This is a genomic window from Caballeronia sp. AZ7_KS35 (assembly GCF_023631045.1).
In the GTDB taxonomy this organism is placed as follows: Bacteria; Pseudomonadota; Gammaproteobacteria; order Burkholderiales; family Burkholderiaceae; genus Caballeronia; species Caballeronia zhejiangensis.
Genome location: NZ_JALQDV010000064.1, coordinates 1 through 24,943 on the forward strand (window position 1 = coordinate 1; position 24,943 = coordinate 24,943).

At 61.2% G+C, this 24,943-nt stretch carries 23 protein-coding genes; 9 read left to right on the top strand and 14 right to left on the bottom strand.

Features of this window, described 5'->3' with window-relative positions:
* Nucleotides 1–136 precede the first annotated feature (136 nt).
* A complete protein-coding gene (bfr, locus tag NCT05_RS34220; RefSeq protein WP_250437796.1) occupies nucleotides 137–613 on the bottom strand; it encodes a bacterioferritin in 477 nt (158 codons plus the stop codon).
* 312 nt (nucleotides 614–925) lie between these two features.
* Here bfr and NCT05_RS34225 point away from each other — a divergent pair, with 312 nt between their 5' ends.
* Nucleotides 926–2,719 (top strand): serine hydrolase domain-containing protein, encoded by a 1,794-nt coding sequence (locus NCT05_RS34225; RefSeq protein ID WP_250437797.1) that lies wholly within the window; start codon nucleotides 926–928, stop codon nucleotides 2,717–2,719.
* Between the two features lie 155 nt (nucleotides 2,720–2,874).
* The gene (locus tag NCT05_RS34230) at nucleotides 2,875–3,033 is read left to right on the top strand and encodes a DUF3563 family protein (protein ID WP_008345908.1); all 159 of its coding nucleotides are present in this window, start codon (nucleotides 2,875–2,877) and stop codon (nucleotides 3,031–3,033) included.
* A gap of 32 nt (nucleotides 3,034–3,065) precedes the next feature.
* Here NCT05_RS34230 and NCT05_RS34235 read toward each other — a convergent pair whose 3' ends face one another.
* The 4 genes from NCT05_RS34235 to NCT05_RS37125 form a co-directional block, all read right to left on the bottom strand.
* The gene (locus NCT05_RS34235) at nucleotides 3,066–4,304 is read right to left on the bottom strand and encodes a glycosyltransferase family 4 protein (RefSeq protein WP_250504415.1); all 1,239 of its coding nucleotides are present in this window, start codon (nucleotides 4,302–4,304) and stop codon (nucleotides 3,066–3,068) included.
* 396 nt (nucleotides 4,305–4,700) lie between these two features.
* A complete protein-coding gene (locus NCT05_RS34240) occupies nucleotides 4,701–5,909 on the bottom strand; it encodes a glycosyltransferase family 4 protein (RefSeq protein WP_250504416.1) in 1,209 nt (402 codons plus the stop codon).
* A gap of 377 nt (nucleotides 5,910–6,286) precedes the next feature.
* Nucleotides 6,287–7,501, bottom strand: a complete 1,215-nt coding sequence (locus tag NCT05_RS34245; RefSeq protein ID WP_250504417.1) for a hypothetical protein — start codon at nucleotides 7,499–7,501, stop codon at nucleotides 6,287–6,289.
* Nucleotides 7,502–7,748: 247 nt separating this feature from the next.
* Nucleotides 7,749–8,363: a hypothetical protein gene (locus NCT05_RS37125; protein WP_250504428.1), complete on the bottom strand. Its 615-nt coding sequence runs from the start codon at nucleotides 8,361–8,363 to the stop codon at nucleotides 7,749–7,751.
* On the opposite strand from NCT05_RS37125, the gene NCT05_RS34255 reads away from it, so the two are divergent.
* On the top strand, nucleotides 8,262–8,903 hold the full coding sequence (locus NCT05_RS34255; RefSeq protein ID WP_235366241.1) for an ATP-grasp fold amidoligase family protein: 642 nt from the start codon (nucleotides 8,262–8,264) through the stop codon (nucleotides 8,901–8,903). The genes NCT05_RS37125 and NCT05_RS34255 overlap by 102 nt on opposite strands.
* Nucleotides 8,904–8,906: 3 nt before the next feature.
* Here NCT05_RS34255 and NCT05_RS34260 read toward each other — a convergent pair whose 3' ends face one another.
* Nucleotides 8,907–12,857 (bottom strand): chemotaxis protein CheB, encoded by a 3,951-nt coding sequence (locus tag NCT05_RS34260; protein ID WP_250504418.1) that lies wholly within the window; start codon nucleotides 12,855–12,857, stop codon nucleotides 8,907–8,909.
* 159 nt (nucleotides 12,858–13,016) lie between these two features.
* On the opposite strand from NCT05_RS34260, the gene NCT05_RS34265 reads away from it, so the two are divergent.
* From NCT05_RS34265 to NCT05_RS34285, 5 genes are all read left to right on the top strand, one after another.
* Nucleotides 13,017–13,355 carry a cupin domain-containing protein gene (locus NCT05_RS34265; RefSeq protein ID WP_250504420.1) on the top strand — a complete coding sequence of 113 codons (339 nt, stop codon included), beginning with the start codon at nucleotides 13,017–13,019 and terminating at the stop codon, nucleotides 13,353–13,355.
* Nucleotides 13,356–13,638: 283 nt separating this feature from the next.
* A complete protein-coding gene (locus NCT05_RS34270; RefSeq protein ID WP_250437800.1) occupies nucleotides 13,639–14,754 on the top strand; it encodes a SpoIIE family protein phosphatase in 1,116 nt (371 codons plus the stop codon).
* Nucleotides 14,755–14,766: 12 nt separating this feature from the next.
* A complete protein-coding gene (locus NCT05_RS34275) occupies nucleotides 14,767–15,330 on the top strand; it encodes a SiaB family protein kinase (RefSeq protein WP_250504421.1) in 564 nt (187 codons plus the stop codon).
* An 18-nt stretch (nucleotides 15,331–15,348) separates the two neighbouring features.
* A complete protein-coding gene (locus NCT05_RS34280; RefSeq protein ID WP_008345890.1) occupies nucleotides 15,349–15,744 on the top strand; it encodes a DUF1987 domain-containing protein in 396 nt (131 codons plus the stop codon).
* A 2-nt stretch (nucleotides 15,745–15,746) separates the two neighbouring features.
* Nucleotides 15,747–16,460, top strand: coding sequence for a GGDEF domain-containing protein (locus NCT05_RS34285; protein ID WP_008345888.1), 714 nt, complete (start codon nucleotides 15,747–15,749; stop codon nucleotides 16,458–16,460).
* Between the two features lie 21 nt (nucleotides 16,461–16,481).
* Here NCT05_RS34285 and NCT05_RS34290 read toward each other — a convergent pair whose 3' ends face one another.
* Together NCT05_RS34290 and NCT05_RS37130 are read right to left on the bottom strand one after the other, a co-directional pair.
* Complete coding sequence (locus tag NCT05_RS34290) at nucleotides 16,482–16,850, bottom strand: NUDIX hydrolase (protein WP_008345887.1); 369 nt, start codon at nucleotides 16,848–16,850, stop codon at nucleotides 16,482–16,484.
* A 99-nt stretch (nucleotides 16,851–16,949) separates the two neighbouring features.
* Nucleotides 16,950–17,264: a hypothetical protein gene (locus NCT05_RS37130; protein ID WP_160172912.1), complete on the bottom strand. Its 315-nt coding sequence runs from the start codon at nucleotides 17,262–17,264 to the stop codon at nucleotides 16,950–16,952.
* 223 nt (nucleotides 17,265–17,487) lie between these two features.
* Between NCT05_RS37130 and NCT05_RS34300 the strand changes: the two genes are divergently transcribed.
* Nucleotides 17,488–17,841, top strand: coding sequence for an H-NS histone family protein (locus NCT05_RS34300; RefSeq protein ID WP_008345885.1), 354 nt, complete (start codon nucleotides 17,488–17,490; stop codon nucleotides 17,839–17,841).
* A gap of 46 nt (nucleotides 17,842–17,887) precedes the next feature.
* Here NCT05_RS34300 and NCT05_RS34305 read toward each other — a convergent pair whose 3' ends face one another.
* The 6 genes from NCT05_RS34305 to acnD form a co-directional block, all read right to left on the bottom strand.
* A complete protein-coding gene (locus NCT05_RS34305) occupies nucleotides 17,888–18,334 on the bottom strand; it encodes a YjjA family protein (protein WP_250504422.1) in 447 nt (148 codons plus the stop codon).
* Nucleotides 18,335–18,441: 107 nt separating this feature from the next.
* Nucleotides 18,442–19,755 carry a PQQ-dependent sugar dehydrogenase gene (locus NCT05_RS34310; RefSeq protein WP_250504423.1) on the bottom strand — a complete coding sequence of 438 codons (1,314 nt, stop codon included), beginning with the start codon at nucleotides 19,753–19,755 and terminating at the stop codon, nucleotides 18,442–18,444.
* Nucleotides 19,748–20,197 carry a DUF2231 domain-containing protein gene (locus tag NCT05_RS34315; protein ID WP_175982217.1) on the bottom strand — a complete coding sequence of 150 codons (450 nt, stop codon included), beginning with the start codon at nucleotides 20,195–20,197 and terminating at the stop codon, nucleotides 19,748–19,750. Before NCT05_RS34315 ends, NCT05_RS34310 begins: the two co-directional genes overlap by 8 nt.
* 209 nt (nucleotides 20,198–20,406) lie before the next feature.
* Entirely contained in the window at nucleotides 20,407–20,643 is a 237-nt protein-coding gene (locus NCT05_RS34320) for a hypothetical protein (protein WP_008345877.1), read from the bottom strand.
* A gap of 186 nt (nucleotides 20,644–20,829) precedes the next feature.
* Entirely contained in the window at nucleotides 20,830–22,023 is a 1,194-nt protein-coding gene (gene prpF, locus NCT05_RS34325) for a 2-methylaconitate cis-trans isomerase PrpF (protein WP_008345875.1), read from the bottom strand.
* A 24-nt stretch (nucleotides 22,024–22,047) separates the two neighbouring features.
* A complete protein-coding gene (gene acnD, locus NCT05_RS34330; RefSeq protein WP_250504427.1) occupies nucleotides 22,048–24,645 on the bottom strand; it encodes a Fe/S-dependent 2-methylisocitrate dehydratase AcnD in 2,598 nt (865 codons plus the stop codon).
* Between the last annotated feature and the right edge of the window lie 298 nt (nucleotides 24,646–24,943).

Here is a 24,943-nt window from a genome sequence, read left to right on the forward strand (position 1 = left end):
GGACCGTGAAACGACTCCACGCCGATGATAGTGCGGATACCCGTGTGAAAGTAGGTAATCGTCAGGCTCCTCATGCTCCAAACAAAAACCCCACCCCAAAAAGGTGGGGTTTTTGCGTTGGGACTTTCAAAGCATCTCACGCCAGCTTGCGAATAGCCGATTGCTGATAATTCTCGATGCCGATTTTGTCGATGAGGCCGATCTGAATCTCCAGCCAATCGATGTGATCCTCGGTAGCGTCGAGCAGTTCGACCAGGATCCCTCTTGAGACAAAGTCCCGCACCGATTCGCAATAGACGATCCCCTCCTTGCATTGCGCTTGGGCCGCCTGCTCGAGCTTGAGGTCGTTCTGCAGAGCTTCGAGCGTCTGCTTGCCAATGGCCAACGCATGAAGATCCTGCAAATTCGGCAGTCCATCGAGCATGAGGATTCGCTCGATCAGCTTGTCAGCATGCGTCAACTCGTCCATCGACTCGTCGTATTCGTGCGCGCCGAGTTCTTCAAATCCCCAATGCTGATAGAGACGCGCGTGCAAAAGATACTGATGCACGGCCGTCAGTTCGTTCTTCAGCTCGGCATTGAGGTAGTCAATCACTTTCGGATCGCCTTGCATACCGTCTCCCGCCTGGTCGCATTGCCACACACTCAGAATAGACGTTCGGCGATGACGAGCCGACAACGAGATTCATTCGCATTAGTGGCGACACTGCCGCATCCACCCGCGTAGCGGAAACTTCGCTCGATTGCGCGATTTTCATGCCTATAATCGAGCGCAAAAGGAACGAGCCGCACAGAGTACGCCTTGCAGATAACAACAAGGAGAGACGTCGTGCCCCGATCGAACCGTACCCGCGCCCCTTCAATCTTCAGCCCGAATATAGCGAGCACCGGCCGTCGGCAGTTCCTCGGCATGGCCGGCGCCGGAATGCTCGCGACACTTCTTCCGGGCTGCGGCAGCGATAACGCCGACTCCCAGTCCTATCCTCAAACCGTCGCCATGGGGCAGCAGGCAATCCAGCAGGCCATCGGCAATCCGACGCAGCCCGTCGCGGCAATATCGGTGGCCATGCTCAAGGGCAGCAACGTGTTCTGGCAGCAGGCGTTCGGCGTATCGTCGGTGCCGAACCAAACCAAGGCGACGACCCAGACGCGTTTCAACATCGGCTCCGTCAGCAAGCTGTTTGCGGCGCTCGCAGCGACGATCCTTCAGGATCGCGGACTGATCACGCTCGATACGCCGATCGTCCGTTATCTCCCGACATTCACGATGCTCTCGCCCGAGTACGCGAAGATCACGACGCGCCAGTTGCTCTCGCATTCGTCGGGACTGCCGGGCACGAATTCGCGCAATCTCTTCACGTTCGCGCCGGTTCCCGGCTACGCAGCCGATACGCAAGCCGAACTCGCGAATACGCATCTGAAGCATTACCCCGGCGAGCTTGCCGTGTATTGCAACGACGGCTTCACGATGATCGAGCAGATCGTCCTCGCGATGACAGGGCAGAGCTTCGCAAGCTTCGTGGAAGCGAACATCCTTGCGCCGCTGAAGATGACGAACTCCAGCTATCTAACGAGCGTGCCGAGCAGCGGCTCGTTCTCGTATCCGTTTGCGAACGGCACGCAGTATCAGGAATTCGTCAACGCCTATGCGACGGGCGGGTTGAGCTCGACGCCCGGCGACATGATGAATCTGGCGCAGATGATCATCGGCGGCGGCATGTTTCAGGGGCAGCGCGTAGTATCGGCGGCGGGCATCGCGCAGATGGGCACGGATCAAACTACCGGGCTCCTGATTAATCCGTCGCCCGAATGGAAATGGGGACTCGGCTGGGACTCCATCAGGCAACCGGCGCTCGATGCAGCAGGCGTCCTCGGATGGGAAAAGGACGGCGGAACGGCCTTCTATTCGAGCGAGTTCTTTGTCGTGCCACAGGCGCAACTCGCGCTGATGATCACGGGCAATTCGGGCTACGACGCTCGCAAGATCGCCGAATCGCTCGTGCTCTCCGCGCTGAAAGAGGACGGCTCGATCGCCTCGCTGCCGGCCAAGATCAGCACGACGGCGCCATCGGCGGCATCGGCGCCGAACATCGTCACGGCTGGCGGTATCTACGGCAATTCCGACTCGCCATTCCAGGTGATCGCGAATCCGGACGGCAGCCTGCAATTGAACCAGTGGGATGGAAAGAAGCGTACGTGGACGCAGCTTGGCGCATACCAGTATCGCAGTGACGGATGGTGGTGGAGCAATAGCGATAGCGCCTCGTATCGCTTCACGGTCGCTTCCGGAACCGATGAGAACGGCCACGCGTACAGCTATCGCTATCTGATGAAGCGTGTGGTGCCAGGCGCGGGTTACGCGTATCTCACGCTGCCGGTCGGTCAGCAACTCGCCGCGCTCACGCCGCTCGACACCGCATGGCAGCAGCGTTTAGACACGCAATGGACCCTGACGAACGATTCGCCAACGGCCGTGCCGATCGTCATCGATGGAAACGAACCGGCTTACCTGACCACGTTGCCCGAACTGCCGGGTTATGTGCTGTACGGCAACACGGACCTTCGCTATCAACTCTTCGTGCCGCTTTCGGACGATCGCGGCGGCATGTCGGTCAAGGTGCCTGGTAACTTCGGTCGCGATCTCTATGAGATCCGCTTTGCGTCAGCGAGTGGCGGCACGACACTGACGCTCGGAAGCTCGATTTACGCGAAGGCTTGAATGAAAGCACTCATTCGAAGCTAATTCACGGGAAGTAACCTGCTTCACATCGGCGATGCATGTGAAGCAGGTTCGACGAACGAACGTCATGCGCGCTGCGTCAGGCGGTGAAGCGATACGGCAAACGCCGCCTCCTACACGACAAGGAGCACATCATGTTCGCACTGCTTTCGCATCTTCTCGGCAAGCTGGTTTCCCGTACCGACATGCCTTCGCACAGCGCTTATCTCGCGTCGTCAGGCGATCTTGCCGATCTCGAACGCCGCATGCGTAACGTCGAAGACGAAGACCGCGCTTACAGCATGTCGTTTTGATGCGCGAAGACCCGCCATGAAACATCCGCGGCTCAATTCGCCTCACGTCCTGTCGCGAGCCACGGCTTTCGATCTTCGAGGCAGACCATTCCTTCGTACAGTTCGACGTAGGAGCGGATCATCGCATCGAGACTGAATTTGCGCGCATGCTGACGCAGCCGGTCGCGCGTAGAAGGATCGTCGAGCAAGGCGGTTGCCTCGTGAATTTTGTCGATCAACGTCTCGGGCCGGCCGACGTCGAACAGGAGATTCGAACGCGGCTCGATGATCTCGGGAATGCCGCCCATATTCGATCCGACGACGGGCACGCCATGCGAATACGCTTCGAGGACGACCAGCCCGAACGGTTCGTTCCACACGGACGGCACCACCAGAATATCGATGCTGCTCAGGAAATCCGAAGGATCGACCCGTCCGAGGAAAGTCACGCGCGGGTCCGCGTATTTCGTCTTGACCGAATCGACGAAGTCCTGATCTCCGGTGCCGCCGATCGAGAGCGTCCAGTCGAGCGTCCGGTCTGCGAGCAGTTGTTCCAGCAGCAACTCGACGCCCTTTTCAGGCAGCACGCGCCCGAGCATGCCGAGTCGCAATGGAGCGTTTCCATCTTGTCTCGAATGCTGTGCCGCGACGGAATCCATGGCCGGCTGATAGCAATTGTTGATGACGGTCGTCTTTGCCGCACGCGAGAAAAAACCGCTCTCGAGATGCTTCTGCAAGACGAAATCGCTGACGCCGACCGCAACGCTGACCTGCGCGGATGCGATCTGCTTCGGCTTCGCATACAGCGAGCACACGCCGCACTGACTCGCGCAGGGCTTGCCGGCCGTGAGCATGCTCGCCGTCGGGCACAACAGATAGTAATCGTGGATTGTATGTACGATAGGCACGCCCGCGTTGTTGGCGACGCGCCATGCATCGACGGAAAGACACGAGAGGTTGGCAGTATGAATGATGTCCGGCTTCTCGCGCTCGATGATCTCGGCGAGCTTTCGCGTCATCGACGTGTTGCGCACGTCGATCGCGTGCCAGATCAGCTTGGCGACGCGGGAATGCTCGCCAGGCGCATGCGGCCAATAGAGATTGGTCGAACGCAGACGATAGACCTTCGCGCCGTTGACGACTTCATTGCGATCGTCGCCTGTGCCGGTCGCGCAGACCACGCAAACCTCTATGCCTGCCTTGATGAGGCCATCGGCAAGGAGTCGCGTCGCAACTTCGGCGCCGCCGACCTCGTCTGGAAAATATAACGTGTTCGCGATCAGTACTTTCACGGCGTATGGACAGGATGCAGATCACTACGAGCCGGCGGCTTGGCGGTGCGAAAGTCTTCGCGCGCGCCGTAGCTTGTTGAGCGCTTGCCGATGATGTGACGGGGCGGATGACCCTTCATGTGTCGCGGCTCCGGTTCTACAGCGTATGAGCTGATGGCTGACAGTTGGCGCCGCGTCACCTCGATCCGATCGACGACAGGATTGGAAATCGAGTGCGGTCGTTCGAGCTGAACTTTGATCCTGCAAGGTGTGCGGCCCAGTTTACCCCATGAAAGCAAGGGGTATCGCGTTTTTTCAATTTGCGTGCTGCCTACATGCTTTGCGTCTTCCTTATGAATCGATAGCCCGATTTTTACCTTGTGGCCAGCAGCAGAAACGATATGGACCGTGGCAAGGTTACGGACATACGGCGCGTGGCAGCGCCTGTTCTTCGAGCACGCTTTCATACAGCGCGCGATATGACTCGACCATCGCATCGACGTTGAAGCGCCGCGCATATTCGCGGAAACGCTCGTGCACGCGCGGGTCGTCGAGCAACGCCACCGCTTCATGCAGCTTGCCGATGATCGAAGAGGGCTGCGCGATGTCGAACACCAGATTCGTGCGCGGCTCGATGACTTCGGGAATGCCGCCCGTGTTTGCACCGACGACCGGCACGCCGTGCGAATACGCTTCGACCGTGACCCTCCCGAACGGTTCATTCCAGATCGATGGCACCACGAGAATGTCGATGCTGTCGTAGAACGCGTCGGACTTCACGCGGCCGAGATATTCGATGCGCGGATCGTCGTACTTCGACCTGAGCGCCTGAAGATAATCGGCATCCGCATGGCCGCCTACGGCTAGCGTCCATTGCAGCGTATCGTCCGCGAGCAATTGCTCGAGCAGCAATTCCAGCCCTTTCTCCCGCGACACGCGCCCGAGTATGCCGAGTCGCACGGGGCCACCTGTATAGCGGCGCGTGCGCGGCGGCGCATCCGAAGTTTCGAGCGATTCGCACGCGTTATAGATGACCGCCGTGCGCGACGCACGCGAAAAGTAGCCGCTTTCCAGATGCTTTTGCAACACGAAGCGACTCACGCCGACAGCGACCGCGACGCGCGCCGACGCGATGCGCTTGGGCTGCGCATACACCGAGCACACGCCGCACTGCCGCTGGCATGGCTTCGAATGCGAGAACATGATCGCGGTCGGACACATCAGATAGTAATCGCGCGCCGTATGCACGATCGGCACGCCGGCATTGCGTGCGAGACGCCAGATATCGACAGAGAGGCAAGACAGATTGCTGGTGCTGATCACGTCCGGCTTTTCACGCGCGATGATGCTCGCGAGCTTGCGCGACATGATGACGTTATAGACATCGATGGCATGCCAGATCAGCTTGGCGACGCGGCCGTGCTTCTCGCGCAGATGCGGCCAGTAAAGATTGACCGAGCGAAGCCGATAGACCTTCACACCATTCACGTTGTCCACATGGTCGACACCCGATCCGGTCGCGCAGACCACACAGACTTCGATGCCTGCCCTGACCAGACCCTCGGCCAGTAGTCGCGTAGATACTTCGGCCCCTCCGGGTTCATCCGGAAAATAGAGTGTGTTCACGATCAGTATCTTCACGACGACGAAGTCCCCTTGGAAAAGCCTATGCAAAGACACGGCAGAGCGTAACGCTCCCAGGGTTCGACGATCGGTCAAACGACGGAAAAACCCCGGAAGACAAGGCAGGTATTGAAATCATCATACTCGACGGCGAGCTAACGTCGTGTTTAAAGAATCGTCGAGCCGTGCTTGTCTCTGCCATGACAGATACTCGCGCGAGCGCATTTCGGCTCGACTGCGATGCGGAAAACATAGCAGCTTGTGCACCGGCGTTCAATGTGGTGCCGAACATAGACGCCGATGACATTGGGTATTGAAAGAAAGAGGAATGCGGGCAGTGATCGAACGCCGCGGCCTGAACCGCGGCGTTCATGCTGTCGTTACTGCGGCTCGTACCACGAATAAGTCGGAAGCGTGGCCAAAGGCTTGCCGATCTGGAACGTGATATCCCGCAGGGACGTCAGCGGAATGTTGCGCGGATCGCCCGTGTAGCGCCGCACGTCGCCGTTATCGTTGATATAGACGACGATGTCGCCGGTGATGCCCGCAACGTTCGTGCTCGAAAGCGGCATGCCCCAGACATCGAATACCTGGCCGAGCGTGAAGTCCTTGAAGTTCGGCGTTTCGATATGAATGATGCCGGTGTTGTCATGCGTGTGCGTTTCATAGTTACACGAAGACAAGATGCCGACATTCTTCGGGAACGCGAGCCACTGCCCGTCCTTGAAGATGGCGACGTGCGAGTGAACGTGGAACGTCTCGGCCATGCCCGCCGCGCAGATCAGGCCATCGACCGGCGCGCCGGTGCCGCCCGTCGCCGTATTGCCATCGGTAAAGTACAGATTGCCCACCAGGCCGCCGTAGCTGAGCGTCGTCACCGTCGACGTGAACGGCGGCGGATCGGTCCACGTATAGGTCGCGATCTGCGTCGGCGTCGCGCCGATGACGAGCGTCACTTCGCCCTTGTCCGGCAGCACGAGGCTCGAAAGATCGCCGGTGTATTTGGTGAGCGTGCCGCCCGTGTTCACCCACGCGGTCACATTGCCCGTGAGGCCCGCCACGTTGGTCGTGCTGAGCGGCTGACCCCAGACGGAGAAGAACTGCCCGAGCGTGTAAGACGCATTCGATGTCACGTCCATGCGGATCTTGCCCGAGGCATCGACGGTGTGGACCGGATACACGCAACCCGTCTGCTTCGCCATGGTCGGCTTCACGTATCCGACGTTCGCCGGCAACGAGAGTTGCTTACCGTTTTGATAAATCGACAGATGTGAATAGCTGTATTTATTGCCGGCGACCGTGCAGTTCAGATTGGCGACGGCCTGGCCGGTGCCGCCCGTCGATGTCGAGCCGTCGCTCCATTGCGATGCGCCGATCGTCGTACCATCGACGACTGCAGTCGCGGCGGCGAGCGTCGGCGTGCCGGTCGTCGTCGAAGGCGCGCTCGCGCCGGAGGGTGCGCTCGCGCCGCCTTCGCCCGAGCTCGATCCGTTGCCCGAACCGCCGCCGCCACCGCAAGCGGCGAGCAATGCGAGCGCTGCGGCCGCGAGTGCGCTTGTCATCCAGCGCGTGTTCATCTGTTTCTCTTTGAGCATGTGTCGACTCCGCCCCTAAGGATTTCTGAAGGTGTTGCGGGTTGCACTGCGGCCGCATGCGCGACGCATGCGTGGCGTGCATCCGGCATCGGAAGCATCGCGAGCCGCTCTCGATGCAAGAAACGCGCTTGCTCGTGGAGACGGTCTCGATACGATTGACGCAAATGTTGACGCCTGTCGCTACGACGCTCGTCTATCGACCGGATGCGTTATGGTCTGACTTGCGTCGGTGAAGTCCAGCGACTCATCAAAGAGAGAAACCGGTCCGGTTATCTGATTCGCCGACCCGAGGAAATTTAACGTCGAAGAAATGTCGTCGCAAGCAAAGCAACTTTTGGAAACGTGTTCTGACACCGTGGTTTTCGGGTGTGTGCGTTCGCGTACATACGTGCAGTCCACGATTCAGCAGAAAATCAAGGTTTCGATGAAGTGCCGACGGCAAATGGAACAGCGCCGCGGCGAAATTCGGTTCGCATTTAACGCGCGGCCGGAGAAAGGGGCGGACGGGGTTTCGTCTGACGGACAGAATAAAGGAGGGGAGTAAATGACTCTCTCGAAGACGTTGTTTCACAGCGTAAGGGACTGGTTGCCCGATAACCTGTACTTGACCATTTATCATCGTCGCCGGATCGGACGATTTCCAAAGCTGCGCAATCCGACGACATTCAATGAAAAAATCCTGCGGCGCTGCCTCGAACCTGATCCACGCTTCGGCGACCTCAGCGACAAGCTGAAAGTACGTGAATACGTTGCGGAAAAGATCGGCAGCGAGTATCTCGTGCCGCTGGTTGCTGAACCATCCGATTTCACGAGAAGCGTTTTCGATGCGCTTCCCCAATCCTTCGTCATGAAGGCGAATCACGGCAGCGGATTCGTGCATGTCGTGCGCGACAAGAACGAAACGTCATTCGAGAAACTCGATGCAATGGCGAAAAGCTGGTTATCGACCGACTTTTATGCGATTGCACGCGAACGACATTACCGAACCATCGAGCGGCGCATTTTCTTCGAGGCACTTCTTACCGGAGAAGATGGAAAGGTCCCGCCGGATCTGAAGTTTCATGTCTTCAACAAGCAGTCGGGCGATCCGAAGATATTCATCCTCGTTATTTCGGATCGTTTCGGAAGCCCGCGCGGCGACATGTACGACGCGGACTGGAATCTTCTCGATATCGGCATGGGCCACTATCCGCGCAGCCCGACTCCGGCTCCGCGACCGGCGAATCTGGATGCGCTCGTTTCGATCGCGCGAAAGCTGTCGAGCGATTTCGAATTCGTGCGCGTCGATCTGTACGATGCGAAAGACCGGATTTACTTCGGCGAGCTGACGTTCACGCCGGGCGCTGGCATGTTCGCGCTGCATCCCGACAAGGTGGACTACGAGTGGGGAAGCCTCATGTAACGTTCACGGCCGGCCGCGCATGTCGCCCAGCGGAAACTCGATGTGACATCGCGCGCCGTTCCGCCCGATCTCCAGCCGGCCGCTTCCATTGAGCTCGTCGGCGACCTTGCGTTCGATCATCTCCGTGCCGAAGCCGCGTCGTCGAACGTTCGCCGACGCGTCGAGCACGGGCCCGCCATGTTCGGTCCAGTCGAAGCAGAGCCACGTCGCGCCGCTTCGGTCGACGCGCGCCCAGCGAATCGTCACGACTCCGCCATCCGCCGAAAGCGCGCCGTATTCCAGTGCGTTGAAGACGAGCTCGTGGACGATCATCGTCATCGTCTCGGCGGCTTCCGATGAAAGCGCGGCATGCTCTCCGTCGATATCGAACTTGCCGTTCGTTTCGCCCAGCGCATCGATCTCGAGACGCACGATGTCGTGCAGATCCACTTCGACGTTCAGTCCATCGGCAAGTGCTTGCTCGATGCGCGCGAGCGCTTGCAGCCGTCCGTTCATGAGCGACGCATGGCGTTCGACGCTTCCCGCGCCATCGGCGGTGCGCGCGTTGATCGAGATGATCTCGGCGATGATGCCGCGTACCCGGCGCCTCAGTTCCATGAGCAGCGCGGATTCGTGTTCTAGCGCGTCGCGCAGCGCGTCCGCCGAACGGGCGCGCTCGACCTCGGCCCAACAACGGCCCGCAACGCCTTCGACCAGCGCGACCATCTCCGGCATCCAGCGGCGGGACGTGCGTTGCGTCACGCGAAGAAGCCCGCGCAAGCGGCCTTCGGCCATCACCGGGACGAAAACAGCCGCGCCGATGCCGTCTTCGGCAAGGCTCTGCCTGATCGTCGCGGACAGACGCGGATCGGCCTGCGTATCGCCGATGACGACCGACTGGCCTCGCTCGTACGCCGACGCGAATGGCTCACAGGTCGCGCGACCTTCGATCGGCAGCCACTCGACCTGCTCGGTGTCCAGTTGCCCCGCGACCATCCGGCAAGCCAGGTGCATCATGCTTTGCGGATCGGTCAGATCGCGCGCCGCGTTCGAGAAGCGCACCAGAAACGCGTTGACTTCCCGCGTGCGTAAGCGCGAGCGTGACAGCTCGATCTGCCCTTCGACGCGCGCCAGCAGCTCGCGCGCGGAAAACGGCTTCGCGACATAGTCGTCCGCGCCGGCCTTGAGCCCCTTGATCGGGGAGTCTTCGCCGGCGTAGGCCGTGAGAAGGATGACAGGCGTGTCCCTGAGCGCATCGTCCTCGCGTATCGCGCGCAATAGAGCGAAGCCGTCCATGCCGGGCATCATGACATCCGCGAGGATCAGCTCGGGCCGGTGCCGATGCGCCTGAGCAAGCGCGAGCGTGCCGTCGGGCGCGACGTCCACTTCCCAGCGCGCGCCGAGCAGACGTTGCAGATGCTCGCGAACATCCGCATTGTCGTCGACGACCAGCACGCGGCCGCGTTTCGGTCCCGTGGCCGCGCTCAACTCGACGAGGTCATCGTCCTCGAGCGATCCGTTCGGCCGAAGCCAGCGCGCCGCTTCATCGGCCAGCAGTGCGGCGAGCGCCGGCTCGCGCCCGCTCAGGTCCGGGCGCTCGATCGTTTCGAGGCGCGAAGTCAGCGGAATCCAGACCTGGAACGTGGTGCCAGAATGCTCCTCGCTGCGCACGGACACTTGCCCGCCCAGACGCTGCACGAGATCCTTCACGATCGCGAGACCGATGCCCGCGCCTTCCGCCGTGCGCGCGCGGGATTTCTGCACGCGATGAAAGCGCGTGAAGACGTTCGGCAGCTCCGACGCCGGAATGCCGACGCCGGTATCGATGACTTCCAGTTCCGCATGCAGCCTGATCGCCTTGAGGCGAACGCTGATATGGCCTTCGAACGTGAACTTGAGTGCGTTCGAAATGAGGTTCGAGACGATCTTCTCCCACATTTCGACGTTGACCGGCACGGGCGGCATGTCCATGTCGATGGCGACGCGGCAATCGAGTCCCGCCGCCTTGATCGCGCCGGAAAACGCGCTGACGATATCAGCGGTGAGCCGGCCGAGATTGATCGGCGCGACGGCGGGCCGTCCCTGAACATCGATGGCCGAGAAATCGAGCAGGCTGTTCACGAGCCGCAAGAGGCGGCGTGCATTGCGCGACGCGACCACGACGTTCGCGGCGGCCTTCTCCGGCAGCGACGGATGCTGGCGGAGCAGCTCGTCGAGCGGCGCGAGCATCATCGTGAGCGGCGTGCGGAATTCGTGGCTCACATTTGAAAAGAACTCGGTCTTCGTGCGATCGATTTCGGCGAGCCGCGCCAGCCGCTCGCGCTCCAGTTCATTGGCGAGCGCGTCGCCGATTCCCGCGCTGACTTGCTGAACGACGAGATCGATGAAGTGCGCGTGCGCTTCGTCCTGAGGCCGATGCGGGCTGAGACCGAGAATCAGGACGCCGAGCGGCCGGGCTCGCGTCGCGGTGCCGAGCGGCATGATCAGCGCGCGCGTCGGGCGCTGGCTGCGCCGGGGCGCCGTGACAGGCGCCTCGAGACCGGGAAAGCGGCAGTCGAGATCGTCGACGGCGAAGCCCGTCAGCACGCCGGATCTCGAAGCCGCCAACGCCGCGGACATCGGCCAGCTTCCGTCGTCGCGGACGTTCATCGAGAGCGTGTAGGGCGCAGCCGCGCAGCCGGCCTCGAGACCGGCCGCTCCCGCAAGGCTCGCCTGCTGGCCCGTTTCGTCGAACAGATAGATCAGGGCGAACGGCAAATCCGCCGGCGCGCTGGCGAGCGCGGCGGCGGCGCGTTCGCAGGCTTCGCGTCGCGACAGGGCGTCGGCAAGCGCCTTCGCGAGCGTGTGCAATGCGCGCGTGCGGCGTTCGGCGACGACGTTGCGCGTCGTCTCCCAGCCCGTGTTCTGCACGCCGAGCACGCGGCCTTGCACATCGCGGATGGGCGAGTACGAGAACGTGACGAAAACTTCCTCCACGAAGCCGTGCCGGTCGATCATGATCGGGAAATCTTCGCCCGCGACCGCCTCGCCGTGAGTCAGAACGCCCTTGGCGATGGGTCCGAGCACGTCCGTCCAGACCTCCGGCCACGTCTCGTGCGCGGGCCGGCCGAGGGCGAGCGGATGCTTCGCGCCGAGGAAGACGCGCCAGCGGTCGTTGTAGATCTGAATCAGATCGGAGCCCCACAGGATCGACATCGCCTGCGGTGAATCGATGGCGGTGCGTACGGTAAGCTGCAGTTCGGCAGGCCAGCCGAGCACGCATCCGAGCGGCGTGCGGCACCAGTCGATCTCTCGCGCCAGATGCGCGATCTCGCCGGCATCGCCGAACGTGCGGTTGATGGCGCGCAGCTCCGAGCGCATGCGCGGCTGGGGCGTTCCGCAGACGATCTCGCCGACGACCTGACCGATGTCGTCGAGCGGCACCACCATGTCCGCCGCGCCCGTGGCGATGGCGGCTGCGGGCATTTGCGGATATTCCGCGCTCGCCTGACTCTGCACGATCAGGCGGCAGCCGGCGGCGCGCAACGCGTTCGCGCCCACCGAACCGTCGCGGCCGAGGCCCGTCAGGATCGCGCCGATCGCTCGCGGGCCGAAGCTGCGCGCAACGGATTCGAAGAGCCGGTCGATCGGCCGTTCGATCGCGCCGCCGGGACACGGCGACAGCACGAAGGAACCGTCCGGCAGCAATTCCACGAAGGCGTGCGGCGGGGCGACCATCAGCCTGCGCCCGCCGATGCGCGAGCCGGCGGTGATCCATTCGACCGGATACGCGAGTCGTTCGAAGACCCATAGTGTTGCTTCGGGCGGCAGGTGCATCATCAGCACGACCGTGAGCGGCAAATCTTTCGGCAGGCCGTCGACAAGACTGGCCGTGGCCATGTGCCCGCCCGCCGACGCGCCAATGACGATGAGATCGAAGGCGGACTCCGGAATCTGCTCCAGCCGGGACAGCGATGTCGGATCGGAAATCTGCACGCGCCACTCCTCGCGATGAAAAGATCCGTCTTTCAGGCTAGCACGAATGTGCGAAGCCAATTCGACGCCCATTCGACTCGCGTATTTTTTCCGATCGCTCGATCGGCGTATCTCGGGCACGATAGAACGGCAAGTTCGTTTCAATACCGAGGTCGAGCCATGCAAATCCAGACTGGTAATCTTTTCAGCTTCGAAGCGAAGCGCGGCAATGAGGAGCGTGTCGACATGCTCGTCACCGGAGAGCGTCTGAACGTGGAGCGGATCGTGTCCATGGGGCACGCGAGCCCCGAAGGATTCTGGTACGACGACTCGCGCGTCGAATGGGTCGTGCTGCTGTCGGGCGCGGCCGCGCTCGAATTCGAAGACGATTCGACGCTGCTCGAAATGCGTCCCGGCGATCATGTGCTGATCGAACCGCATTGCAGGCATCGCGTCGCATGGACGCATGCCGTCGAGCCGACCGTATGGCTCGCGATCTATCACGAACGCCGGGCCTGAAAACAAAAAATCAGCGTGTTTCAGCGCGGAACAGGCGGCAAACGTTTGCATCTGGCCGCTTTAACGCTTTCGCAACAATGAGGCGAATGACGCTGCGTCTTGTCACCGAAAGTTCATGAAGAAGCCTTAGCGTGCACTGTTTCTTCATACATCGGCCAGCGTTGTCATGCACTCAGCGTTCTCGAGCTTTCGCGGTTTTTCCGGGCAGAGAGATCTTCGTACTGCCGGCGATCTTTGCAGGGAAGTCCCCTTTGTCGACGCGGAGGGCTCCAATGCACTGGTGATGGAAATCTTCTCCGCGCGCCGCGACATGGGAAGCCTGGCCGTGATCGAAGGATTGCGCCCAATTGGGCTGATCAACCGCGATATCTTCATGTCGCAGATGAGCAAGCCTTTTCATCGCGAGCTTTACGACAAGAAGAGTTGCATCGCGTTCATGGACAAGGAGCCGCTGATCGTCGAAGCGGACGTGAGCATCGAAACCCTCGCATTCAGAACCGTCGATGCCGGCGAAAAGGCGCTCGTCGATGGTTTCATCGTCACGCGCGGCGGACGGTTCTCCGGCGTGGGCAGCGGCCTCGAACTCGTGAGCGCGGTCGCGCAAATGCAGGCGGAGAAGAACCGCCAGATCATGCAGAGCATCGAATATGCGAGCGTGATACAGCGCGCCATGCTGCGCGCATCCGACGACACATTGTCGACGCAGCTTCGCGATGTCGCGATGGTCTGGGAACCGCGCGATGTCGTCGGCGGCGACTTCTATCATTTCGCGGCGTTCCCGCATGGCTGGTTCGGTGCGGTGGCCGATTGCACCGGTCACGGCGTTCCCGGCGCGTTCATGACCTTGCTTGCTTCGGCGTCGCTGTCGAAGGCGATCGAGCAGATCGGTCCGCGCGATCCGGCTGCGTTGCTCGCGGCGGTCAATCGCAACGTCAAGGGCTTGCTGGGGCAAGTGAACGGCGATGCCGCCGGGCATCAATCGAACGACGGACTCGACACCGCGTTTTTCTGGCTCGATGCTTCGGAAAACGTGCTGCATTTCGCGGGCGCGCGCGTCGCGCTGCATATTCTCCCGCCCGATGCGGCGGAGTTTCAAACCATCGCGGCCGATCGCATGGGCGTAGGTTATGTCGACAGCCGCGCGGACTACGCGTGGAATCTGCGCGCGATTGCGGCTCCGGCCGGCAGCCTGATCTTCATTTGCACCGACGGGCTGACGGATCAGATCGGCGGCCCGCGAAACATTTCCTTCGGCCGGCGCCGCATTCTCGATGTGATCCACGCACATCGCGGCGAGTCGCCATGGACGATCTGCGAGCACGTTCGGCAGGCGCTCGCGCATTGGCAAGGCGTGCAGCCGCGCCGCGACGATGTCACGTTCTTTTGTGCCCGTATCTAGTCAATTCAAAGCATGTCTCAACTACTCGATCAGGACAGCGCCTTTTTCGATCTGGCGCAGCGACGCAATGTTCTCTTCTATCACAAGGGATATTTCTCGCATAACATCGTCGCGGCCATGGGCGAAGTCGTGAAGCTGCAACTGGAAGTCGCCGGCGTGAGCGGTCCGACGCGCCGCAAGCTCTTCTCTTCGTTTGTCGAGCTTTCGCAGAACATCGTTCATTACTCGTCGAATGCGCTTTTGCAGGGCAGCGAAGACGAAGGCGCGATACGCGAGGGCGCGGTATGCATCTCGATGGACGGCGAACATCACGTCATGTTATGCGTCAATCCGATGGCGACCGCCGAAGTGGAAAGCCTGCGTAACAAGCTCGAGCCGCTTCGCAACATGTCGCTCGAAGAGATAAGGCAGGCGTACAAGCTATCGCTGCGTTCGGATACACCCGAAGACAGCAAAGGCGCCGGCCTGGGTTTTCTGACGATGGCGCGCGATGCGAGCGCGCCGCTCGAATTCGCTTTTCATCCGCGTGCCGACGAACCCGGAACCACGCTGTTTTGCCTTATGGCCATCATCTGAGCAGGAAGGCACGAGAACATGGATAACTTTTATATTGCCGCCACGACGACATCGCCCGAGGTCGATTTGCGTTTCGATCAGCACGCGTTGTCGCTCAAGGGCGAGTCCTATCCCGAGAATGCGGCCGCGTTCTATGCGCCCGTCATCGAGCAGATGCGCAAGTATCTTGCCGAGCATGCCGGAGCCGTCGTCACGATCGACGTCGCGCTGACTTACTTCAATAGCTCGAGCACCAAGATGCTGTTCAGCATGTTCGACGCGCTCGATCAGGCAGCGCAATCGGGCAGCCGCGTATTGATGAACTGGTATCACGACGAGGAAGACGAGACCATCGCCGAGTTCGGCGAAGAACTGAAGGCCGATTTCCGCGCGATCGAATTCACCGACCGTCTCATCGCTCATCCGGGACGGTAGGCATGCCATCGACATCGTCCGACGATCCGACGCCGGATCTATTCCAGAACGAAAGTGCGGCGCTGGACAAGGCGCGCGCGATGCACGCGGCGCCCGATGCCGGCGCCGCGGAATATCGCCGGTCGTTGGGGGAACTCATCGATCATTTCGAGCGCCTCATGCGCGAAACGCGGCGTCTGATCGGGCGCAGCGACCGCGCGGAGCGCGAGATGCAGACGCTCGCGCAGCAATTGGCGCATCGCGCGTCGCACGATGCGCTGACGGGCGTGCTGAACCGCAGCGCCGTCATCGAGCAGGCCACGAAAGCGCTGCGCTCGACGAGCGCGGCGATGATCGTGCTCGATATCGACGAGTTCAAGCGGATCAACGATGACTTCGGGCATCCCACCGGCGATGCGGTGATTCTCGGCGTCGTCGATTGCCTGCGGCGCATCGTGGGCGATCAGGGTTTCATCGGACGCGTGGGCGGCGAGGAATTCACCGTGCTGTTGCCCGGACATGAACCGCACAGCGCCGCGCTGCTCGCCGAGCGCATGCGTGAGGCGATCAGCGATACGCTGGTCGTCGAGCCGGTGGATCGACGCATCACGGCGAGCTTCGGCATCAGCAATAATGCGGCGGGAACCGGCTTCGACATCGCATACGGGCTCGCCGATGCAGCGCTGTATCGTGCGAAGCGAAGCGGACGTAATCGCGTGGAAGTCGCCGATCAATAGGCGTATATCCGCTCTTGACGATTACTTTCTGCGTCGCTGATTCATAAGTTTGACTATATCGCTTGTCGGCGCGCTGGTTATCAGGCGCGCGATGTCGTCCAGATGAACCCAGCGGCATTTGGATATTTCGTTACTCGGGCGAGCTTTTGCCCGATTCGGGACTGCGCAGGAAAATACGTGATGGTGTTTCTGCTTGCCGCGAAAGTCGAAAAGATATTTGGCCGACTTTCCCGATAACCGCGTTTCTTCCCGAAGCTCGCGCAGTGCGGCATCCGAAAGATGTTCTCCACGTTTGAGTATTCCGCCCGGCAAGGCCCACTTCGACTGACTGCGGGCGACAAGAAGGATGCGCTTGCCTCTGCGACAGATCACGGTGGCGCGTTTCTTCAAACCGGTCTCCCTTTTACTTCCAGGTATTCTCGACGCGCTTCACGCGCCATCGAATCGGGCAGAGCCTGATTAGCTGTGTATGCTAATACAGAACCTTACTCACTCGGCAAGCTCGTAAAGCACGGGCGGCGTACACGCAACAGGCGGAAATCGCTTCATCAAACGGTCACAAACATGCGATGCGGCCAGTTCATTGTGGTAATGTCTGAGCCAGGCGATTTTTTGTTCAACTCGAGGCATTGAAATGGATAGGGATGGTGACTGGCCTTTGCCACGGCCAACCACTTTCTTCAAAGCCGACCGGCGTACTGCCGGATCGTCACTCTCGAAAACGAACTCAATAGCCAGTGCTTTCTCGTCACTGGCGACGCCGGTAATCGCGGAAGGAGTGCAAAGAGCGAAAGAGCTATCCACGACGAGCGATGCGCAAGATTTTCCCCGGCTTCGCGTCGCCTTCAGAATGCTCCGCGCTTTGTACTGGCGTATTCTCCCCATGCTCGAATTTTTCGACCCGTTATCAAGGGCGGGCACGGTCGCAACATCAAAGCGTTGACGTCCGTGCAGAACAAGCTGGGCGGGCTGAATCGGCGCAAGGGCAATGCGGCGAGCTGTCGATACACATACATTGAATCAGGAAATGGCTTACACAACACCGGAAATCACAGAACTCCTGGCGAAACAGGACGCGCTGAACAAGCAACTGGCCGAAGCGAAGGAACGCGAAACGCGCCAGGTGCTGATCGAAATCGTGCAGAAGATGCGCCAGTACGGCATCAGTCTGGAAGAGCTGTCAGGCAGCAAGCCGAAAGCGCAGGAACCGGTCAGGGAAGCGAAGTATCGCGATCCCATCGGCGGCGCGACGTGGAGCGGACGCGGCCGCGCGCCGCAATGGATCGTCGGAAAGAATCGCGATGATTTTCTCGCCGACACGCGCGCCACGAAGACGACCAAAGCCGCCGCGCAAGCCGCGCTGTTCGGCGACGAGGCCTGAAGCGAAGTCTTCGATCAGGCACGCTCACGGCGGCAAGAAAACATCGCTACAGAAAGGATTTTCCCTGAGCGAGAATCTTGTCGCAGACCTGCTTGGTGACTTGCTCCTTCAGCCCCGCACCGCTCAAGTCGAGCTGCTTGCCGTTGCCGCTATCCAGAATGCCTTTCGCGCCGTTCGTATAGCCTGAATCGCTGGAAGCCGAGCCGCCGAGCTTGCTCATCAGCCCGTCCTTGACGGATGACGCACTGCCGCCGAGATAGTTGTTCTTGACGCAATATTCGATAACGCCCGCGACATTGCTCGTGCTGCCCGACGTGAGCGAACCCATCGATAAGCCTCCGGTCAGGCCGCTCAAGTTGCCGAGTGCGCCGCCGCTGCTGCTCTCTTTACCTTGATTGAGCAGATTGCCGAGTTGAGCGTGAGCTACTGGAATGGTAAGCAGGACTGCAGTCAGGATTCCGCCGGCCAGAACATGACGCCTTGAGAAGATCATGGTGCCTCCGAGGTTTGATCTCTCACTATAGACGATGAACGCGCGCGGGTCGGCATCGACTGCGCGCGTTTCGATTCGTTGAAAAGTACCGGATATTCAAGCGCGAATCATCCGCCTGTTCCCGTGACGCGCCATACGACATTGCCGACGTCATCGGCGATGAGAAGGCCGCCGTCGCGATCCTGCGCCACGCCCACGGGTGCGCCGTATAGCTCTTTCTGATCCGCCGATGTGAAGCCGGTCACGACATCTTTCGGCGCGCCGACAGGCTTGCCGTTTTCGAATGCGACGTAGGACACGACATAACCGCTCAGCGGCGAGCGATCCCAACTGCCATGTTCGCCGATGAACGCGCCGCCCCGATATTGCGCCGGCAGATTGCCGCCGGTATAGAACGCCAGCCCGAGCGGCGCGACGTGCGAACCGATAGCGTAATCGGGCGGAATCGCGCGGGCGACGAGATCGGGGCGCTGCGGCTGCGCGCGTGAATCGACGTGCTGTCCGTAATAGCTATACGGCCAGCCATAGAACGCATTCTCTTTTACTGAAGTCAGATAGTCGGGGACGAGGTCCGCACCGATTTCATCGCGTTCGTTGGCAATTGCCCAGAGCTGCTTCGACTTCGGTTCCCATTGCAGTCCGGTCGGATTGCGAATGCCCGCCGCATAGATACGGCTCGCGCCCGTCGCCGTGTCGACTTCGAGAACGTCGGCGCGCCGGTATTCGACCTCCAGTCCGTTCTCGCCGACATTGCTGTTCGAGCCGACGCCGACATAGAGCTTCTTGCCATCGGGGCTCGCGAGCAGGGCCTTGGTCCAGTGATGATTGATCGTGTCCGGAAGATCGGCCAGCTCGACGCCGCGCTCGGCGATGCTCGTTTCGCCCGTCTTGTAGGGAAACTTGAGGATCGCGTCGGTATCCGCGACATAGAGCGTGTCGCCGATCAGTTGCATGCCGAACGGCGAATGCAGTTGATCGATGAACACATGCCGCTCCCACTCGCCACTCGCGCTTTTCCTCAACAGCGTGATGCGATTCGCGCCTTTCGCCTTTTTCCCCGACTTGCTCGCGATCAATCCGGCGATGAGTTGCTTGGGCGTCGTCACCGCTTCCTCGTTCGGGCTGTTGGATTCGGCCACGAGGACATCGCCGTTCGGCAGCGCGTAGACCTGACGCGGATGCACGAGACCGGACGCGATCTTTTCGATCCGCAATCCTTCCGCGACCTTGGGCGTCGCGCCGTTGCGCCAGCCGACGTATTCGGGAACCTGCATCGGCGGCGCGAAGAAGTTGCGTGCGTCCGGCAGTGGAGGCTTCTCGCCCGCCTGATGTTGCGCATCGTACTGCGCGTGTTCGTTGCATCCGCTCATCGATGCCGCGAATGCGATCGCGAGCGCGCCTATCATCATGCGCTTATTCATGAGCCGCCTCCGCGAGAACGAGCCGGTGCATGGCCATCGCGATATGACCGATGCTCAGAAACACCACGGTGATGACCGAGAGAATGACGTTCTCCGGAACCATCGCGTAGGCATCGCGGCTATGCACGAAGGCGTTGACGACAGCGGCGACGATCGCGATCAGATTGAGCCAGAAATCGATTCGTTCGATCCGCGAGACCGCGCGCCGCTTTTGCAGCCATACGTGACCGAGATTGAGCAGCCGCGGAACGATGGCGATGATGAGACCGGCCGTCACGAGCCACGCCGCGCCTTTTCCCCAGAACACATTGCGCGTGATGGCGTAGCTGATGTCGAAGATCAGCGTGCCGACAAAAAGCCCGTAAGGAATGGGATCGAGCAATTCGAATATCGCCGGAGCGAATTTCGATGGAGGTCTCGAAGTGGCGGATGAAGTGGACATAGCTTCTCTTCCCGAATGCGCGTGGTTTTTAGCCCTTGCGCATGCGGCATGCCCGCGCGCGTACTTCGTTGTTGACTCGTTGAAAGGAGAAGAGATGAAACGGTGTGCCTGTTTCGACAGGATTCAAGCGAAGGTCCGGCGTGATCGACGACGTAAGAAGCGCCTCGATCGATGTCGCACCTCGAACTCGGTGCGACATCGTCGGCCGCTCACAGCAGACGCGGATCCAGCGGCGGAGGCGCGGACGGTAGCGCGGGCAGCGGCGGCGGAAGATGAAGCTCCTTCAGCAGCGCGGCGCCGGGCCACGAATCGGGCAGCTTCGGCATCTCGGGAAGCTTCTTGCTATCGGGATTGGTCAGATACAGCATGCCGCCGTGAATGGCGGACATCGCATTGCGATGCATCGTTTCGACGCACGGCAGGTCGGTGATGGTCAGAGTGGTCATGGCAGGTCTCCCGGCAAAAATAAAAGTAATTGAATGGCGACGGACGAGTCGCCATTCGATCTTTTGCACAGGTTGTGCCAAGCGAAGCAGAGCGCGCCGGTCATCGGTTTCGCTCGAATTTATCGACGCATAACGGCGTACTCCGAACGACAGTTCGATCGCGCGATGTCGGCGCGCGCCCGACACTCAATCCAGCGCGACGACGGGAACCGACACGCGGCCTTCCATCAGTACGCGCGCGCTGCGGCTCATGATCGCTTTCTTCACTTGCCATTCGCCGTTCGCCTCGACGGCTTCAGCGCCGACGCGCAACGTGCCCGACGGATGCCCGAAGCGCACCGACTGACGCTCGCCGCCGCCCGCCGCGAGATTGACGAGCGTGCCCGGAATCGCCGCCGCCGTGCCGATGGCGACCGCCGCCGTGCCCATCATCGCGTGATGCAGCTTGCCCATCGACATCGCGCGCACGAGCACGTCGACATCGTCCGCGCCGATGCGCTTGCCGCTCGACGCGACGTATTCCTTCGGACGCGCGACGAACGCGATCTTCGGCGTGTGCTGACGTTTGGCGATTTCATCGAGGCTCTTGATGAGCCCCATGCGCAGCGCGCCGTATGCGCGAATGGTTTCGAAGCGCTTCAACGCGGCATCGTCGCCGTTGATCGCGTCCTGAAGCTCGGTGCCCTTGTAGCCGATGTCCTCCGCGTTCACGAAGATCGTCGGAATGCCCGCGTTGATCATCGTCGCCTTGAAGGTGCCGACGCCGGGCACGTGCAGATCGTCGACGAGATTGCCGGTCGGGAACATCGCGCCTTCCGCGCCTTCTTCCTCGGCGGCGGGATCGAGAAATTCGAGCTGCACTTCGGCGGCGGGGAACGTCACGCCATCGAGTTCGAAGTCGCCCGTTTCCTGGACGGCGCCGTTGGTCATCGGCACATGCGCGATGATCGTCTTGCCGATGTTCGCCTGCCAGATGCGCACGATTGCAATGCCGTTATCCGGAACGCGGTCGGGATCGACGAGGCCGCTCGTGATCGCGAACGGACCGACCGCCGCCGAAAGATTGCCGCAATTGCCGCTCCAGTCGACGAATGGCTTGTCGATGGCGACCTGGCCGAAGAGATAGTCGACGTCATGTCCGGCGCGCGCGCTCTTCGAGACGATGACCGTCTTGCTCGTGCTCGACGTCGCGCCGCCCATGCCGTCGATCTGCTTGCCATACGGGTCCGGGCTGCCGATCACGCGCAGAAAGAGCGCATCGCGCGCGGGGCCGGGCACGCGCGCCGCTTCGGGCAAATCGTTCAGGCGAAAGAAAACGCCCTTGCTGGTGCCGCCGCGCATGTAGGTCGCGGCGATCTTGATCTGAGGTGCGTGTGCCATGTGATTCGTATCCTTGATTGAATGTCAGGCCGCTTCTTTCGACGACTCCAGGAAGTCCTGCGCGAAGCGTTGCAGCACGCCGCCGGCTTCGTAGATCGAGACTTCCTCGGCCGTGTCGAGCCGGCACGTCACGCTCACTTCGACGCGTTCGCCGTTCGCACGATGGATGACGAGCGTGAGATCAGCACGCGGCTTGCGCTCGCCGATGACGTCATAGGTTTCGGTGCCGTCGATGCCGAACGTCTGCCGATTTTCGCCCGGCTTGAATTCGAGCGGCAGCACGCCCATGCCGATCAGGTTCGTGCGATGAATGCGCTCGAAGCCTTCCGCGACGATCGCTTCGACGCCCGCGAGACGCACGCCCTTCGCGGCCCAGTCGCGCGACGAGCCTTGTCCGTAATCCGCACCCGCGACGATGATGAGCGGCTGCTTGCGCTCCATATACGTTTCGATGGCTTCCCACATGCGCGTGACGCGGCCTTCGGGTTCGATGCGCGCGAGCGAGCCTTTCTTCTGTTGACCATCGACGATGGCCATTTCGTTGATGAGCGTCGGATTCGCGAACGTCGCGCGCTGCGCCGTCAGATGATCGCCGCGATGCGTCGCGTACGAATTGAAATCCTCTTCGGGCAAGCCCATTTTCGCGAGATATTCGCCGGCCGCGCTGTTCGCGAGAATCGCGTTGGACGGCGAGAGATGGTCCGTCGTGATGTTGTCGCCGAGCACCGCGAGCGGGCGCATGCCCTTGAGCGTGCGAGCGCCTGCAAGCGCGCCTTCCCAATACGGCGGACGGCGAATGTAGGTGCTTTGCGCGCGCCAGTCGTAGAGCGGGCTGATGGCTTCGCCGCTTTGCGCGGTCAACGCGAACATCGGTTCGTAGACGCGACGGAACTGCTCGGGCTTCACGCTTTGTTTGACGATGGCGTCGATTTCCTCATCGCTCGGCCAGATGTCCTTCAGATACACGGGCTGGCCGTTCTTGCCGATGCCGAGCGCATCGCGTTCGATATCGAAACGGATCGTGCCCGCGATCGCATACGCGACGACGAGCGGCGGCGACGCGAGAAACGCCTGCTTCGCGTACGGATGAATGCGGCCGTCGAAATTGCGGTTGCCGGACAGCACGGCGGTCGCGTACAGATCGCGATCGATGATCTCCTGCTGGATCGCCGGGTCGAGCGCGCCGGACATGCCATTGCACGTCGTGCACGCGAACGCGACGATGCCGAAGCCGAGCTTTTCCAGATCGGGCAACAGACCGGATTCCTGCAGATACAGTTCGACCGCTTTCGAGCCCGGCGCGAGCGACGACTTTACCCACGGCTTGCGCGTGAGACCTTGCGCATTCGCATTGCGCGCGATGAGCGCCGCCGCGATCACGTTGCGCGGATTGCTGGTGTTCGTGCAACTCGTGATCGCCGCGATGATGACCGCGCCGTCCGGCATCTGCCCCGGCGTTTCTTCCCATTTGCCCGCGATGCCGCGCGTCGCCAGTTCGGACACCGGCAGGCGCTTGTGCGGATTCGAGGGACCCGCCATGTTGCGCACGACCGTCGACAGATCGAAGCGCAACACGCGTTCGTATTCCGCGTGCGTCAACGAATCGGCCCACAGGCCAGCGGTTTTCGCGTAATGCTCGACGAGGCTCACTTGCTTGTCGTCGCGGCCCGTGAGACGCAGATACTCGATCGTCTGCTCGTCGATATGGAACATCGCGGCGGTCGCGCCGTATTCGGGCGCCATGTTCGAGATCGTCGCGCGGTCGCCGAGCGTGAGGCTCGACGCGCCTTCGCCATGGAACTCGAGATACGCGCCGACGACCTTTTCCTTGCGCAGGAATTCGGTGAGCGCGAGCACGATATCGGTCGCCGTGATGCCCGGCTGACGCTTGCCCGTCAGCTCGACGCCGACGATATCCGGCAGACGCATCCACGATGCGCGGCCGAGCATCACGTTCTCCGCTTCGAGCCCGCCGACGCCGATCGCGATGACGCCGAGCGCATCGACGTGCGGCGTGTGGCTGTCGGTGCCGACGAGCGTATCGGGATACGCGATGCCATCGACCGCGTGAATCACCGGCGACATGCGCTCCAGATTGATCTGATGCATGATGCCGTTGCCCGGCGGAATCACATCGACGTTCTTGAACGCCTTCTTCGTCCAGTTGATGAAATGGAAACGATCTTCGTTGCGCCGGTCTTCGATCGCGCGATTCTTCGCGAACGCATCCGGATCGAAGCCGCCGCATTCCACCGCGAGCGAATGATCGACGATGAGCTGCACCGGCACGACCGGATTCACCTTCGCGGGATCGCCACCCTGGTCCGCGATCGCGTCGCGCAGGCCAGCGAGATCGACGAGCGCGGTCTGTCCGAGAATGTCGTGGCAGACGACGCGCGCGGGAAACCACGGAAAATCGCGCTCGCGCTTGCGTTCGACGAGCTGCATCAGCGATTGTTCGAGGATCGCCGGATCGCAGCGGCGCACGAGATTCTCGGCGAGCACGCGCGAGGTGTAGGGCAGCTTGTCATAAGCGCCGGGCGCGATCGCTTCGACGGCTGCGCGCGCGTCGAAGTAATCGAGTGTGGTGCCGGGCAGGGGTTTGCGGTTTGCAGTGTTCATCGCCGTGTCTCGGTCATGGCATGGTCTTTCGCGCGCCATGCTCAAAAGGTATTGTGGGGAAGACCCCTTCGACTGGAAATCCGGGCTATTTTAGGCGCCGATTTCAAAAATAACCCGCCGCCGGCGCGGCGACGGGCCGAAGCTCTTCACGGATCTCGCGTATCACCGTAAAGAGGGCTGATGCGCTTTACGCACGCTTTGCCAGCGGGACGAACTCGAGGTTCTCCGGACCGGTGTAATTCGCGCTCGGCCGGATGATCTTGTTGTCGATGCGTTGCTCGATGATGTGCGCGCTCCA

Excerpts from the sequence above, each read along its gene's own strand:
- NCT05_RS34305 (WP_250504422.1), bottom strand. The coding sequence starts at position 18,334 with ATGATCTTCTCAAGGCGTCATGTTCTGGCCGGCGGAATCCTGACTGCA.
- NCT05_RS34245 (WP_250504417.1), bottom strand. The coding sequence starts at position 7,501 with ATGCTCAAAGAGAAACAGATGAACACGCGCTGGATGACAAGCGCACTC.
- NCT05_RS34280 (WP_008345890.1), top strand. The coding sequence starts at position 15,349 with ATGGATAACTTTTATATTGCCGCCACGACGACATCGCCCGAGGTCGAT.
- NCT05_RS34315 (WP_175982217.1), bottom strand. The coding sequence starts at position 20,197 with ATGTCCACTTCATCCGCCACTTCGAGACCTCCATCGAAATTCGCTCCG.
- NCT05_RS34320 (WP_008345877.1), bottom strand. The coding sequence starts at position 20,643 with ATGACCACTCTGACCATCACCGACCTGCCGTGCGTCGAAACGATGCAT.
- NCT05_RS34265 (WP_250504420.1), top strand. The coding sequence starts at position 13,017 with ATGCAAATCCAGACTGGTAATCTTTTCAGCTTCGAAGCGAAGCGCGGC.
- prpF (WP_008345875.1), bottom strand. The coding sequence starts at position 22,023 with ATGGCACACGCACCTCAGATCAAGATCGCCGCGACCTACATGCGCGGC.
- NCT05_RS34285 (WP_008345888.1), top strand. The coding sequence starts at position 15,747 with ATGCCATCGACATCGTCCGACGATCCGACGCCGGATCTATTCCAGAAC.
- NCT05_RS34275 (WP_250504421.1), top strand. The coding sequence starts at position 14,767 with ATGTCTCAACTACTCGATCAGGACAGCGCCTTTTTCGATCTGGCGCAG.
- NCT05_RS34310 (WP_250504423.1), bottom strand. The coding sequence starts at position 19,755 with ATGAATAAGCGCATGATGATAGGCGCGCTCGCGATCGCATTCGCGGCA.
- bfr (WP_250437796.1), bottom strand. The coding sequence starts at position 613 with ATGCAAGGCGATCCGAAAGTGATTGACTACCTCAATGCCGAGCTGAAG.
- acnD (WP_250504427.1), bottom strand. The coding sequence starts at position 24,645 with ATGAACACTGCAAACCGCAAACCCCTGCCCGGCACCACACTCGATTAC.
- NCT05_RS34300 (WP_008345885.1), top strand. The coding sequence starts at position 17,488 with ATGGCTTACACAACACCGGAAATCACAGAACTCCTGGCGAAACAGGAC.
- NCT05_RS34270 (WP_250437800.1), top strand. The coding sequence starts at position 13,639 with ATGGAAATCTTCTCCGCGCGCCGCGACATGGGAAGCCTGGCCGTGATC.
- NCT05_RS34225 (WP_250437797.1), top strand. The coding sequence starts at position 926 with ATGCTCGCGACACTTCTTCCGGGCTGCGGCAGCGATAACGCCGACTCC.
- NCT05_RS34230 (WP_008345908.1), top strand. The coding sequence starts at position 2,875 with ATGTTCGCACTGCTTTCGCATCTTCTCGGCAAGCTGGTTTCCCGTACC.